Source organism: Micromonospora sp. ANENR4 (assembly GCF_015354395.1).
In the GTDB taxonomy this organism is placed as follows: Bacteria; Actinomycetota; Actinomycetes; order Mycobacteriales; family Micromonosporaceae; genus Micromonospora; species Micromonospora aurantiaca.
The window spans coordinates 473,519-487,146 of record NZ_JADKYQ010000003.1 but is presented as its reverse complement, the minus strand read 5'-3'; the positions used below and the strand labels follow the sequence as shown (position 1 = coordinate 487,146).

Sequence of the window (13,628 nt, the reverse complement as noted above, 5' to 3'; positions counted from 1 at the left end):
AGATCGAAAATGCCGTCAACCTCATGATCGACCGCGCTGGTCGGGCGCGCCGGGCGGGGAGGGACTGTCAGGGGGCGCGGAGCGGGGTGCGCAGTTCGGCCAGGGCGGAGGCTACGCCGTGCAGCAGGTCGGTGGCCTCGGTCAGGCGCGCGGCGGACGGGTGCTCGGTGTTCGGGCGCGCGTCCTCGGCCACGTAACCGGCGGCGGCCACCACCAGCCGCTCGTACGCGGCCACCCCGTCCTCCAACTGGGCCACCAGCGTGGCGTGCACCTCGTTCAGCGTGCTCTGCGGGGTCAGCTTCGCCGCGCGTTCCACGCCCGCCACCCGGTTCGCCAGCTCACGCAGGGACCGGTCGGCCTCGGCCGCCTCCCGGACCGCCGGCTCGGCCAGCCCGGTCAGCCGTCCGGCCAGCCCGGCCAGGGTGAGCGCGGCCCGGTCCAGCCGGGCCCACGGCTCGGCCGCGGCGGTGCCGCGCAGCGCGAGGCGGGAGCGGACCCGGCGTACCTCCGCCACGACGCCCGGCCCGACTGGGAGCCGTTCGACGGCGGCGACCAGCCGGGCGCGGGAGCGGGCCGCGGCCTCGGCCGGATCCAGGGCGGGCGGTGGCGGCACGGCGGCCAGCGCCCGGTGGTCGACCCAGCGCCAGGCGGCCACCGCGATCGCGCTGCCCGCGGCGCCGGCCCAGGCCGCATCCGCCAGACCCAGTCCGGCGTACGGAGTCAGCACCGCGGCGGCGCCGCCGAGCCCTCCCGCCAGTACGCTCCACCGCCGCGCCGAGTTGCGTAGCCGGCGCAGCCTGCGGAAGTGCCGGGCCCGTTCGTCCGCCATCGTGTCCGCCCCTCCGTCAGCCGGTAGTGGTCTCCCCGGTGCCACGCTCCCGGCTCATGCTGGCTCGGATCTCGTCGAGCCGGGCGGCGGCGGCCGGGTCGGCCGGCTGCCCCACGGCGGGGGTCTCGGACCGGCTGCCGAGCTGCTCGCCGGCCATGCTCGACCGGATCTGTTCCAGTCTCGCCGATCCGGCCGAGTCGAGCGTGGCCTTCTGGATCTCCAGCATCCGGCCCTCGACCGAGTTGCCGGCCAGCTCGGCGCGGCCCATGGCGGTGGCGTAGCGGCGTTCGATCCGGTCGCGTACCTCGTCCAGCGAAGGGGTGTTTGCGGGCGCGGTGAGCGACGACATCGACTCCAGCGAGCGGGCCACACTCTCCTGCATCTTGGCCTGCTCCAGCTGGCTGAGCAGCTTGGTGCGCTCGGCCAGCTTCTGCTGGAGGATCATCGAGTTGTTCTCGACCGCCTTGCGGGCCTGCGCCGCCGCGCCGAGCGCCTGGTCGTGCAGGGTCTTGAGGTCCTCCAGCGCCTGTTCGGCGGAGACCAGCTGGGTGGCAAGCATCTGGGCGGTCTGCTCGTAGCGCCCGGCCTCGGTCTCGTCGCCCCGGCCCCGGGCCTGGTCGGCCACTGCGAGCGCCTGCCGAGCGTTGCCCTGGAGCTGTTCCACCTCGGTCATCTGCCGGGACAGCTTCATCTCCAGCTGGCGCTGGTTGCCGATCACCGCGGCCGCCTGCTGCACCAGCGCCTGGTGCTGGCGCTGTGCCTCCTCGACGGCCTGCTGGATCTGCACCTTGGGATCGGCGTGCTCGTCGATCTTCGCGCCGAAGAGCGCCATCAGGTACTTCCAACCCTTGACGAACGGGTTAGCCATCTCCGCCTCGTCCCCTCAGTAGCGTCGCGCCTACATCGTCCCAGCCGGACGCCACTCCGGCACCCGTACGCTCCTGATCAACAGTACGACGCGAACGCCAGCACTGCCCACGACGTGACAGCCGGGGTCAGGCGGCGCAGACCACATCCCGCTCGGCGGGGCGTACGCGGGTGCTGCGCAGCGTGGCCTTGAGGGGCGAGTCCTGCCGGACCTGGACGGCGACGCCGCCGTCGGAGGTGACCTGCCGGACACTCCTGTTTGTCGCCTTGCGGACGGCGGCCGGCGTCACCGGGGCCGGCTCGTCGGCCACCGGAACCAGCACGCCGGGCATCTGCTCGGCGAGGGCGACGGTGTCGCTCACCTCGCGGAGCAGCTCGGACAGGCGGGCGCCGAGCGCGTCGCAGATCGCGGCCAGCAGTTCGCTGGAGGGTTCCTTCTGGCCGCGTTCGATCTCGGAGAGGTAGCCGAGGCTGACGTTGGCGGCGGAGGAGACCTCGCGGAGGGTGCGGTGCTGCCCTTGCCTGCGTGCTCGCAGCGCGTCACCGATCACCCGGCGTAGCAGGACCATCGCACCTCCCCCTGAACGGGACCACCATCTCCGGCCGGAACGCGTCGCGCCGGACGCGGTGGACCGCTCCGGCGCCGACGGTGACCGCCGGAGCCTTCCCGCAACCGTACCCGTTGGTCGCCACGACGACATCCCACCCCGCCTCTGAAAATCCGGGCGGATCGACAGGTCCGGCGATCCCGCCGCCGGGCGTGTCGGCGCCGCGCGGGCTCACCGGCGGCCGGCCCCCGCCGCCTCGGTGGCGGCGTCGGCGGGGAGCTGGATGCGGTCGGCGAGCAGCCGCAGCGCCTCGATCACCGCGGCCGAGCGGATGTGGTCGCGGCCGCCCTCGAGGTCGAGCCGGCGCACCTCGGTGCCGTCCGGTCCGGCGACCGCCACGTAGACCAGGCCGACCGGCTTGTCGTCCTGCGGTTCCGGACCGGCCACGCCGGTGGTGGCCAGGCCCCAGTCAGCGCCGCAGCGCTGCCGTCCGCCCTCGGCCAGTGCCGCCGCCACGTCCGGGTCGACCGGGCCGCGGTCGGCGAGCAGGTCCTCCGGTACGCCGGCGAGCGTCGCCTTGAGTTCGGTGGCGTAGACCACCATGCCGCCCCGGTAGATCGAGCTGACCCCGGCGATCTCCACGATCGCGGCGGCGAGCAGGCCGCCGGTCAGCGACTCGACGGTGGCCAGCGTCTCGCCGCACTCGTGCAGGCGGTGCACCACGGCGGCCGCCGGGCTGCCGGCGGGCCGCTGGTTACTCGCGTCGGTGTCCATGCCCGCCCCCATTTCCCGCCCCACGCCGGCTTACTCGTCCGCCGCCCGGACCGACGGGCCCGCCGACCGGCTCAACGGGCCGGGCGGCGCAGCCGCAACGCCTGGGCGATGTAGTCGAACCCGGTGACCACGGTGACCACCACGGCCGCGCCCATGATCCACGGGCCGACCGCGGCGAGCGCCTCCGGCATCGGCCAGAGGTACCAGGTGATGGCCAGGATCTGCAGCGCCGTCTTGACCTTGCCGCCCCGGCTGGCCGCGATCACTCCGTGCCGGATCACCCAGAAGCGCAGCCCGGTGATGCCCAGTTCGCGGGCCAGGATCACCACCGTCACCCACCAGGGCAGCAGGTCGTAGACGGAGAGCAGCAGCAGGGCGGCGCCGGTGAGCGCCTTGTCGGCGATCGGGTCGGCGACCTTGCCCAGCGAGGTGACCAGTTCGTACCGGCGGGCGATCCAGCCGTCGACCAGGTCGGTCGCGGAGGCCACCACGAAGATCAGGCAGGCCGTCATCCGCCAGCCCGCGTGGCTCATGCCGGAGGCGATCACGGTGGCCACGAAGACCGGCACCAGCATCAGGCGCGCGCCGGTGAGCACGTTCGCCGCGTTGAGCAGCGGTACGGGGGCAGCGGCCGTCGACTCCGCTCCCGTCATGTCCCGCATCGCCCCACGTGGCTTCCCCGCTCCATCAGGGCCCGCCGTCACCGTACCGCGCCGGGCGCCGCCGAGATCATCTCATCCGGTACGGCTACCAGGTCCACGCCCTCGGTCGCCGTCACCGTGGCCCGGACCAGGTCACCGGGGCGCAGCGCGGCCAGATCGACGCCGCCGCCGACCGGCGCGACGAGCGTGGTCGAGCCGTCGACCTCGGGCGCCTGGTGGGCGGCCCGCCCCTCCACCGCGCCGTCGGCGATCGAGTCCACGAGCACCTCCACCGTCGCGCCGAGGCGTTCCTCGGCGCGCTGCGAGCAGAGTTCGTCGGCCAGCGCGCTGAGCCTGTCGTACCGCCGCTTGATCGTGGCGGCGGAGACCTTGCCGGTGAGTCCGGCGGCCTCGGTGCCGTCCTCGTCGCTGTAGTCGAACATGCCGATCGCGTCCAGCCGCGCCTCGGTCAGGAACCGGACCAGCTCGGCCACGTCCTGCTTCGTCTCGCCGGGGAAGCCGACGATGAAGTTGCTGCGCGCGCCCGCGTCCGGCGCCAGCGCGCGAGCGGAGGCGAGCAGTTCCAGGAACCGGTCGGTGGAGCCGAAGCGCCGCATCCGGCGCAGCACCGGCTCGCTGGAGTGCTGGAACGACAGGTCGAAGTAGGCGGCCACGCCCGGCGTGGTGGCGATCACCTCGACCAGGCCGGGCCGGGTCTCGGCGGGCTGGAGGTAGCTGGCGCGGACCCGCACGATCCCGTCGATCGCGGCGAGCTGCGGCAGCAGCTTCTCCAGCGCGCGCGGGTCGCCCAGGTCCTTGCCGTACGAGGTGGAGTTCTCACTGACCAGCACCAACTCGCGGACGCCGGTCTTGGCCAGCCACTCGGCCTCGGCGAGCAGCTCGTCCGGGGTACGCGAGACGAACGCGCCGCGGAACGCCGGGATGGCGCAGAACGCGCACCGCCGGTCGCAGCCGCTGGCGAGCTTCAGCGAGGCCACCGGGCCGGTGTCGAGCCGGTGCCGCAGCACCTGCCGCAGGTGGGCCGGGGTGTGCGCGTCGGTCTCCGGTGCGACCCGGGCCGGGGTGCCGTGCCCGGGCAGCGACACCGCCGCGTCGCGGCGCTTCACCGGGGTCAGCGGCAGCAGTTCCCGCCGGTCGCGGGGGGTGTGCGCGCCGATCGCCTCGCCGGCGAGCACCGAGTCGAGGCGGGCGGCGATGTCCGGGTAGTCGTCGAAGCTGAGCACGGCCTGCGCCTCGGGGAGACTGTCGGCCAGCTCACGGCCGTACCGCTCGGCCATACACCCGGCGGCGACGACCTTCGCGCCGGTGTCGGCGGCGGCCAGCAGCGTCTGGATCGAATCCTGCTTGGCCTTCTCGACGAACCCGCAGGTGTTCACCACCACCACGTCGGCGCCCTCACCGTCGGTGGTGACCTGCCATCCGTCGGCGTGCAGCCGGGCGGCCAGCTCCTCCGAGTCGACCTCGTTGCGGGCACAGCCGAGGGTCAGCAGGGCGACGCGGCGCCCGTCGGATCGCGGGGTGGAGGAGGAGGCAGACACCATCCGAGGGTACCGGGCCGGTTCCGGTGCGCCGCGCACCCGTCCGGCCAGGGTCAGCGCGCGGACACGGCCACCCGGGCCAGCCGATCGAGGAGGAACACCTCCGTGCCGGCCAGGCCGGTGGAGCAGAAGACCGAGATCTGGTCCGCGGTGGTCCGGCCGGGAACCGCGCCGGCCAGCACCGCGCCCAGGTCGCGCAACCGCCCGGCGTACGGCTCGACGGCGGCGAGCATCGGCGGGACGTACGCGGCGGCCTGCCCGGGTGAGTCGGTGACCAGCAGGTCGGCGGCGTCGAGCAGGTCGGGGCCGAACTCGTGCCGGTCGACCTGCTTGAAGCCGACCGTGTTGACATGGGTGCCGGGGGCCAGGTCGGCGGCGTCGAGCACCGGGACGGTGCTGGTGGTGGCGAGCACCACGACGTCCCGGTCGCGTACCGCGGCGGCGGCCGAGCCGACGGCGCGGGCCGGCACGCCCAGCTCGGCGCGGACCCGCGCGGCGAACGCGTCCCGCCGGGCCGCCGAGCGGCTGTACACGGTCACCTCGCGCAGCGGCCGCACCGCCGCGGCGGCCCAGACCTGGGTCCACGCCTGCCGGCCGGACCCCACCACGCCGACTGTGGCGGCGTCCGCGCGGGCCAGCGCGTCCACCGCCACGCCACCGAGTCCTCCGGTACGCCGGGAGCCGAGTTCCTCGCCGACGGCGATGGCGCGTACCGCGCCGGTGCTCGCGTCGTGCAGCACGACGAGCTGACCGCTCTCCGGGTGGCCGAACGTGTCGTACGAGCGGAAGCCATACCACTGCCCGGTGAGGTGCCCGGCGGTGAGCACCATCCGGCCCCCGCCCAGCGGCGCGGACGCCCGGGGCGGGGCGATGAGCCGCCCGGCGTGCGCGGCCAGCAGCGCGTCCCGCATGGCCGCGACGGTGAGCGGGGCGTCCACGGCGGCCGCGACGTCGTCGTCGGAGAAGAGCAGGGTCATGTGTTCCATCGTGCAACCTGAAGTTGACGTCAACTCCACTCATGGTGGGCTTTCTCACCCCGCCGCCGGTCCGGCCCGCCCGGTGCTACCGTCGGCCACGACGGCCCGCGGGCCGTCCCGGACGAGTGGTGGGCGTACCCGGTCAGGCCAAGACGCCCCGTGTGACCCAACCGTCGCCCGGCCCGCTCCGCGCCGGGCCCGCCCGTCAGAGGTGATGTCCCGTGGCCTGGATCGTGCTGGTGATCTCCGGACTCCTGGAGACCGCGTGGGCGATCGCCCTTGATCGCAGCGCCGGTTTCACCCGTCCGCTCCCCTCCGCCGTCTTCGCCGTCACCCTGGTCGGCAGCATGGCCGGCCTGGCGTACGCGCTGCGCGACATCCCGGTCGGCACCGGCTACGCGGTGTGGGTCGGCATCGGTGCGGTGGGTACCGCGCTCGTCGGGATGCTCGCGCTCGGCGAGCCGGTCAACCTGCCGCGCGTGGCCTGCCTGCTGCTGGTGGTGGCCGGCGTGATCGGGCTGAAGCTGTTCAGCTGATCGCACGCATCCGGTTTGGACGATGCACCGCCCGGGGTACCCGGTCTCCCGTTGACCGACAGAGCGATCATCACGGAGGACCCCATGGCCGACATCCACGCCAGCGCCCGTCCGCGCAGCAACGCCGCCCGGATCTGCACGATCATCGCGTTCGTCTTCGCGGCCCTCGCGATCTTCCTGTCCCCGCTGATCTTCGGTGTCCTCGGCCTGATCCTCGGCATCGTCGGCGCCGTCCTCGGTGACAAGCCGCTGGGCTGGTACGCCGCCGCCGCGAGCGTGGTCGGCGCGATCATCGGCGCCGTGCTCGTCGCCGCGCTGCTCAACAACTGACCCGCGAACCGCCGACGGCGGCCCCACCCTCGGGTGGGGCCGCCGTCGTCCGTTGCGGGGCCGTCAGTCCTCGCCGCCGCGCAGGCCGGCCAGGACCTCCTCCAGCTCGTCCGGCTTGACCAGCACGTCGCGGGCCTTGGAGCCCTCGGACGGGCCGACCACGCCCCGGGTCTCCATCAGGTCCATCAGCCGGCCCGCCTTGGCGAAGCCGACCCGCAGCTTGCGCTGGAGCATCGAGGTCGACCCGAACTGCGAGGTGACCACCAACTCGACCGCCTGCACGAGCAGGTCCAGGTCGTCGCCGATGTCCTCGTCGATCTTCTTCTTGCTGTCCTGCGCCGGGGCGAGCACGTCCGGGCGGAACTCCGGCTCGCGCTGGTCCTTGCAGAACTTCACCACGTCGGCGATCTCGCGCTCGGTCACCCAGGCGCCCTGGATGCGCTGCGGCTTCGACGCGCCCATCGGCAGGAACAGGCCGTCGCCGCGGCCGAGCAGCTTCTCCGCGCCCGGCTGGTCCAGGATGACCCGGGAGTCGGCGAGCGAGGAGGTGGCGAACGCGAGCCGGGACGGCACGTTCGCCTTGATCAGACCGGTGACCACGTCCACCGAGGGCCGCTGGGTCGCCAGCACCAGGTGGATGCCGGCGGCCCGGGCGAGCTGGGTGATCCGGACGATGGAGTCCTCCACGTCGCGCGGCGCGACCATCATCAGGTCGGCCAACTCGTCCACGATCACCAGCAGGTACGGGTACGGCCGCATCTCCCGCTCGCTGCCCGGCGGCGCCTTGATCTCGCCGTTGCGCACCTTGCGGTTGAAGTCGTCGATGTGCCGGACCCCGTTGGCGGCGAGGTCGTCGTAGCGCATGTCCATCTCGCGGACGACCCACTCCAGCGAGTCGGCCGCCTTCTTCGGGTTGGTCACGATCGGCGTGACCAGGTGCGGGATGCCGTCGTAGCCGGTCATCTCGACCCGCTTCGGGTCGATCAGCAGCAGCCGCACCTCGTCCGGGGTGGCCCGGGTCAGGATGGAGACCAGCAGCGAGTTGAGGCAGGACGACTTGCCCGCGCCGGTGGCGCCCGCGATCAGGATGTGCGGCATCTTCGCGAGATTTGCCACCACGTAGCCGCCCTCGATGTCCTTGCCGAGCGCCACCACCATCGGATGGTGGTCGCTCGTCGCCTCGCGGGAGCGCAGCACGTCGCCGAGCGACACGTTCTCCGGGTCGGTGTTCGGGATCTCCACGCCGACCGCGCTCTTGCCCGGGATCGGGCTGAGGATGCGCACGTCCGGCGACTTCACCGCGTACGCGATGTTGCGGGACAGCTGGGTGATCCGCTCGACCTTGACGCCCGGACCCAGCTCCACCTCGTAGCGGGTGACCGTCGGGCCGCGGGTGAAGCCGGTGACGGCGGCGTCCACGTCGAACTGCTCGAAGACGCCGGTGAGCGCCGCGATCACCTCGTCGTTGGCCTTGCTGCGGCTCTTCGGCTTGGCGCCGCTGCCGAGCAGGTTCGCCGGCGGCAGCGTGTAGTCGCCGGCGAGCCCGGTCAGCGCGAGCTGCTCGGCGCGGGTGGGCAGCGGCGAGTGCTCCGGCGGCTCGACCGGCTTGCGGTTCGCCGGCACCTTGGGCGGCTTGCGCGGCAGGACCAGGGTCTCCTGGAGGTCGACGCCCGCCAGCTCGTCGTCCGGATCGAGCGGCTCCAACGGCGGCGGCATCCGCTTCGCGGGCCGCTTGCGGGCCGGCTTCGCCGGCGCCTCGTCCTCGGCGAACTCCTCGTCGACGTCCGCTCCGGCCGGGTCGGCGCGCAGGCCGAGCCGCTCCGGGATCTTGTTGATCGGCGTCGCGGTGACCACGAGCAGGCCGAACACCAGCAGCAGGAGCAGCAGCGGCATAGCCACCCAGGCGGTCACCGCCGACTTCAGCAGGTCGCCCACGCCCGCGCCGATCAGGCCGCCCGCGAAGTCGCGCTGGACCTCGTCGACCGGGTTCTGCCCGATGTGCAGCATCGCGGCGGTCGCCAGCATCATCGAACCCCAGCCGACCAGGCCGCGACCGCGGTGCTCAGGATCGGCCGGGGTCCGCATCAGCCGCCACGCGCCGACCATGAACAGCACCGGAAGGATTATCGAGATGGCACCGATGAACAGCCGTACGGTGTCGGCCAGGTGCCGGCCCACCGGCCCGGCGCCGCCGCCCCAGATGCCCACCGCGCTGAGGATGGCCAGGCCGAACAGCAGCAGCCCGGCGCCGTCGCGGCGGTGCTCCGGATCCAGCTCCCTCGTGGACGCGGCCTGCCGCCCGGCGGCCCGGAACGTCCAGCCGACCGTGTGGGCCAGTCCCATCCAGACGGCGCCGACCGCCCGGCCGACGAACGCGGCCGGGCTCGGCCCGGGAGCCGGTCGCCGCCGCGCCGGCTTCCGCGCCGCCGCCTTCTTCGCCGGTTGCCGGGCGCGGTTGTTCGTGGTGCCACGCGGCGACGCGCCGCGCCGCCGGCTCGCCTGAGAGGTACGGCCCGCCATAGAGTCACGGTAACGGCGGCACCCGGTGGATCGCCGCTTTTCCGGGTCGTGTCCGCGCGTCGCAGCACGGGTCGGACCGTCGTTTGTGTTATTCGCCTCAGAAGGGATGCCCGATGGCGTCGCCGGAGATCGAGGACGGTCCGGACGGTCCGCTGGCCGGACACCCGCAGGAACTGCGTCCGCTGACCGGTGAGCTGATCGCCGCCGTGCTCGGCCACCGGGGGTACGCGGTGGCCGAGGAACCCGACGGCGCGCTGGTGGGCCGCTGGGAGCGGAACCTGATCTGGTTCCACCGCCGGGGCGCGGCCGGTGAGCTGCTCCAGGTGCGCACCGTCGTCGCGCACCACTTCGGCATCGAGCGTGTGCCCGAGCTGCACGCGTTCTGCAACACGTGGAACCACGACCGGCTCTGGCCGAAGGCGTACGTGCACGTCGCCGACGACGGGTCCGCCCAGGTGTGCGGCGAGGTCACCACCGACCTGGAGCGCGGGGTGACGCCGCACCAGCTCGACCGGCTCGTCGACTGTGGCGTGACCACCGGGTGCCAGCTCGCCGCCGCCGTCGACGAGTTGGCCGGCGGGACGCTCCGGTGACCACGGCACGCGACAGGGGGCTGGCCGCCGCGCTCGCCGACGCCCGGGACCGGCCCGACGGCGCGGAGCGCTGCGCCGAGCTGGAGCGGATCGCGTCGCGGGCGGACGCCACCGGCGATCCACGTACCGCGGTGTCGGCGCGGTTCGCGCTGGTCGAGGCGTACCTGCACCGGGGTGAACGGTGGCGGGCGGTGGAGCCGGTCCGGCGGATGCGGGCCACGCTGGACGGGCACCCCGGACTGCTGGACGCCCGCCCGGACGAGCTGACCCGGTTGCGCCGGCATCAGCGGCAGGCGGTGGAGGCGTCGTTCGGCACTCCCCGGGTGGGCCTGGACCAGGCCCGGTCCCTGTTGGACGCGCTCGCCGGGGAGCTGGGCGAGGACGCGGCGCCGGTGGCGGAGCTGCGCTGCCGGCTCGCCGACCACCTCGGCGACGAGCCGGCGGCCCGGCGGGCGTACGAGCGCTGGTCGGCGGCGGACGCGAACGACCCGGTGGGTGGCTGTGCGGGGTGCGCCCCGGCGCGACGGGCCGACCTGCTGGCCGGCTGGGGCGAGCCGGACGCGGCACTGGCGGCGCTGGCACCGGCGCTGATCGGCTGGGTCGAGCCGCAGGCGCCACCGACCCGGCGGGGCGAGCGGCAGGCGGCAGCGGCCGGCGCGACGGCCTGCACCGACCAGCCGGAACGGGCGCTCACCGTTGGGCTGCTGCCGTGGCTGCGTACCGGCGCGGTGACGCGGGCCGCCCGGGCGCACGTGTACGCGTACCGCCGGCACCGCGGCGAGAAGACGGCGTTCCCGCTGCTCGCCGCGCACCTGCGCTTCTGCGCGCTGGGCGGCTACCTGCATCGTGGGCTGGAGATCCTCACCGAACAGCTGCCCGAGCTGGACCGCCCGGCCGACGACCTGTCCGCGATGGAGTTCGCGGCGGCGGGCGCGCTGCTGTGCGGACTGGCCGCCGAGGCCGGGCTGGGCGGGCGGCGCATCCACCGCCCGGGGCACGGTTCCCGGCCGGCGGCCGAGGTGGACGTGGCGACGCTCGGTACGCAGTTGCAGGCACTGGCGACGGCGCTCGCCGGCAGCTTCGACGCCCGCAACGGCACCGGGCACCAGTCCGGCCGGATCGCCTCCTGGCTGGCCGAGCGGCCGCTCGCCGCGCCGGTGTCGCTGGCTGCCGAGAGCGAGTTCGACGAGGAGCCGGACGCCGATGATCCGGCCGAACCCCTGCCGCCCGGGCCGGAGGAACCGGCACCGCTGGACGCGGCGCTGCTCGCCGCCGCGCTCGACGCCCGGGGCGAGCCGTACGCGGTGGAGCCGGACGGCACGCTCGCCGGGCGGTGGGGCGAGGCCACGATCCAGTTCCGTCTGCTCGGCCGGGACGGCGACGTGCTGCACGCCCGGGTGGTGGCGCAGCGGCGGCTGCCGGCCGGGCGGCGCGCCGAGGCGTACGCGTTCTGCAACGCCTGGAACCACGACCGGCTGCTGCCCGCCGCGTACGTGCACGAGCCCGGCGACGGGACGCTGGTACTGGCCGCGGGCGTCTCCACCGACCTGTCCTGCGGGGTGGCCCCGGCACAGCTCGCCGTGCTGGTGGCCGCCGCGATCCGCACCGGCACCGCGTACGCCGAAGCGGTCGCCGCGCTGCCCTGAGCCCCACCGAGGTGGCAGTACCCGGACGCGGCGCGGCCCCCGACCACCGGGCGGTGGTGGCTCCCGGAGGAACCGTGCCGCCGACGCGGCGCGGCCCCAGACCACCGGGCGGTGGTGGTCGGGGGCCGCGATCTGGGTGCGGCGGTCAGCGGGCGGAGAACGCCAGCGTGTACTCGCCGGAGCCGGACAACCCGACGACGCGGTACCGGTAGGCGCCGGCCGACGTCTCGGCGGTCAGCCGGGCCGTGCCGTCGGCGGTGGCCGCGCGGGCCACGGTGCGGAACGCGCCGCCGGTGAAGCGTTGCAGCTCCAGCACCATGCGGGCGCCGCCCGGCGCGGACAGGCACGCCTCCTGCGTGCCGTCGGGCACCCGGTAGAAGCGCCCGTCCGGCTGGATCTGGGTTCGTCCGGCGGCGATCCGGCCGGTCCGGCTCACCTGCCCGGAGCACTCGGTGTCGCCCGTCGGCGGGGTGGGCTCGGCGGTCGCCGGCGGCGTGGTCTCGCCGCCGCCCGCCGGCGGCTGCGTGGGCGCGGGCTGGTCGCCGGCGGTGACGAGCGTCAGGTCGTTGCGCTGGAGGATCTCGTTGACCGGCTGGAAGAACGTGATGCCGCCCCGGGTGCAGTCGCCGGATCCGCCGGACGTGACGCCCTGCGCCTGGTCACCGGAGAGCCACGCGCCGCCGGAGTCACCCGGCTCGGCGCAGACGTTCGTCCGGGTCAGCCCGGTGACGGTCCCCTCCGGGTAGTTGACTGTGGCGTTCTTCGCCTGGATCAGGCCGCAGCGGGTGCCGGTGGTGGAGCCGGACCGGCAGATCGACGCGCCCACCGGAGCCTCGGTGGAGCCGTTCACCGCCACCGTGCCGCCGTCGGCGAAGTCGGTCACCACGCCCTGCGGCGTCCAGTCGGCGTTCACCCGCACGAACGCCCAGTCGTCACCGGGGAACGAGGACGCGGCGAACGTGCCCTGGGCGACCCGGTTGGATCCGGTGGTGCGGTCCCCCGGCCGGCCGCAGTGCCCGGCGGTGACGAACCCGCCGACCACGGAGAAACCGACCGAGCAGCGGCCCGCGTTGTTGATCAGGTAGGCGTCGCCGCCCCGCACGTCGAACAGCGGACGCGGGGCCTCGTCGGCGGTCCGCACCCGGACCATCCCGGCCTTCGACCCGGCGGCGGCGGCGAGCCGGCGGCCGTCGGCCTCCGCGCCCGGCCGGGCGATCACGACCACGGCGTTGTCTGCCACGTCGACGTACCAGCCGGCCACGTCCGGGCTGGCGTCGGCGCCCGCCGCGTCCAGCCGGCTCTTGACCGCGTCCAGCTCGGCGACGCCCCGCGCGACCCGCTTCGGGACCGCGCCGGCCGCCCGTACCCGCGCCTCGCCGGCCGGGTCGGCCACCGCCACGGTGAGCGTGGCGCCGTCCGCGCTGAGCCAGCTGCCCCCGTAGCCGGCGCCGAGTTCGCCGCGCAGCCGGGTGACGGTGCCGGCCGCCCACCGCTCGGTCCGCAGCCGCTTCGCCGCCTGGTCGCGGGTCAGCGCGAGGTCGCGGCCCATCGCGTCGAGGACCTCCGGCGCGACGCCGTCGGCCGCCGGCGCGGCCCGCCGGGGTTCCTCACCGGCGAACGACGGTACGGTCACCGCCGCCGTCAACCCGGCCGCCGCCACCAGTACGCCGATGACTGTCATCCGTCTGCGGTCCATCCGCCACGCTCCTCCCGACCGGCGCAGGGGCACGCCGGCCGTCGGGAGGTACGGAGACGGACGCCGATCGGATGAGTACCGGCGGCATGTTTCGACGCGCCGTGCCGGGGCG

Annotated in this window: 13 protein-coding genes and 1 riboswitch; of the genes, 4 read left to right on the top strand and 9 right to left on the bottom strand. The window is 74.6% G+C overall.

The features are described 5' to 3' along the window. Window positions 1-67: 67 nt before the first annotated feature. The 7 genes from IRY44_RS08195 to IRY44_RS08165 all read right to left on the bottom strand — a co-directional run bounded on the left by IRY44_RS08195 (window position 68) and on the right by IRY44_RS08165 (window position 6,195). The gene (locus tag IRY44_RS08195) at window positions 68-829 is read right to left on the bottom strand and encodes a hypothetical protein (protein WP_194799817.1); all 762 of its coding nucleotides are present in this window, start codon (window positions 827-829) and stop codon (window positions 68-70) included. A 16-nt stretch (window positions 830-845) separates the two neighbouring features. Next, entirely contained in the window at window positions 846-1,697 is an 852-nt protein-coding gene (locus IRY44_RS08190) for a PspA/IM30 family protein (RefSeq protein ID WP_091419792.1), read from the bottom strand. Between the two features lie 127 nt (window positions 1,698-1,824). Further along, window positions 1,825-2,265, bottom strand: a complete 441-nt coding sequence (locus IRY44_RS08185) for a helix-turn-helix domain-containing protein (RefSeq protein ID WP_194799816.1) — start codon at window positions 2,263-2,265, stop codon at window positions 1,825-1,827. 210 nt (window positions 2,266-2,475) lie between these two features. Continuing rightward, window positions 2,476-3,018 carry a CinA family protein gene (locus IRY44_RS08180; protein WP_194799815.1) on the bottom strand — a complete coding sequence of 181 codons (543 nt, stop codon included), beginning with the start codon at window positions 3,016-3,018 and terminating at the stop codon, window positions 2,476-2,478. 71 nt (window positions 3,019-3,089) lie between these two features. After that, entirely contained in the window at window positions 3,090-3,671 is a 582-nt protein-coding gene (gene pgsA / locus IRY44_RS08175) for a CDP-diacylglycerol--glycerol-3-phosphate 3-phosphatidyltransferase (RefSeq protein ID WP_194799814.1), read from the bottom strand. A 47-nt stretch (window positions 3,672-3,718) separates the two neighbouring features. Beyond that, window positions 3,719-5,221 carry a 30S ribosomal protein S12 methylthiotransferase RimO gene (rimO, locus tag IRY44_RS08170; RefSeq protein ID WP_194799813.1) on the bottom strand — a complete coding sequence of 501 codons (1,503 nt, stop codon included), beginning with the start codon at window positions 5,219-5,221 and terminating at the stop codon, window positions 3,719-3,721. A 50-nt stretch (window positions 5,222-5,271) separates the two neighbouring features. Further along, a complete protein-coding gene (locus IRY44_RS08165; protein WP_194799843.1) occupies window positions 5,272-6,195 on the bottom strand; it encodes an ornithine cyclodeaminase family protein in 924 nt (307 codons plus the stop codon). Between the two features lie 96 nt (window positions 6,196-6,291). Continuing rightward, window positions 6,292-6,357: riboswitch (guanidine-III (ykkC-III) riboswitch) on the top strand. 59 nt (window positions 6,358-6,416) lie between these two features. On the opposite strand from IRY44_RS08165, the gene IRY44_RS08160 reads away from it, so the two are divergent. After that, window positions 6,417-6,731 carry a multidrug efflux SMR transporter gene (locus tag IRY44_RS08160; protein WP_194799812.1) on the top strand — a complete coding sequence of 105 codons (315 nt, stop codon included), beginning with the start codon at window positions 6,417-6,419 and terminating at the stop codon, window positions 6,729-6,731. An 84-nt stretch (window positions 6,732-6,815) separates the two neighbouring features. Next, complete coding sequence (locus IRY44_RS08155) at window positions 6,816-7,061, top strand: hypothetical protein (protein ID WP_194799811.1); 246 nt, start codon at window positions 6,816-6,818, stop codon at window positions 7,059-7,061. Between the two features lie 63 nt (window positions 7,062-7,124). Here the strand turns inward: IRY44_RS08155 and IRY44_RS08150 are convergent, their stop codons facing one another. Then, window positions 7,125-9,581, bottom strand: a complete 2,457-nt coding sequence (locus IRY44_RS08150; protein WP_194799810.1) for a DNA translocase FtsK — start codon at window positions 9,579-9,581, stop codon at window positions 7,125-7,127. A gap of 113 nt (window positions 9,582-9,694) precedes the next feature. Between IRY44_RS08150 and IRY44_RS08145 the strand changes: the two genes are divergently transcribed. Both IRY44_RS08145 and IRY44_RS08140 read left to right on the top strand, forming a co-directional pair. Further along, window positions 9,695-10,174, top strand: a complete 480-nt coding sequence (locus IRY44_RS08145; protein WP_194799809.1) for a YbjN domain-containing protein — start codon at window positions 9,695-9,697, stop codon at window positions 10,172-10,174. Continuing rightward, a complete protein-coding gene (locus IRY44_RS08140; protein WP_194799808.1) occupies window positions 10,171-11,820 on the top strand; it encodes a YbjN domain-containing protein in 1,650 nt (549 codons plus the stop codon). Before IRY44_RS08145 ends, IRY44_RS08140 begins: the two co-directional genes overlap by 4 nt. 145 nt (window positions 11,821-11,965) lie before the next feature. On the opposite strand, the gene IRY44_RS08135 is transcribed toward IRY44_RS08140, so the two are convergent. Continuing rightward, window positions 11,966-13,516, bottom strand: coding sequence for a S1 family peptidase (locus tag IRY44_RS08135; protein WP_194799807.1), 1,551 nt, complete (start codon window positions 13,514-13,516; stop codon window positions 11,966-11,968). Window positions 13,517-13,628: the final 112 nt, after the last annotated feature.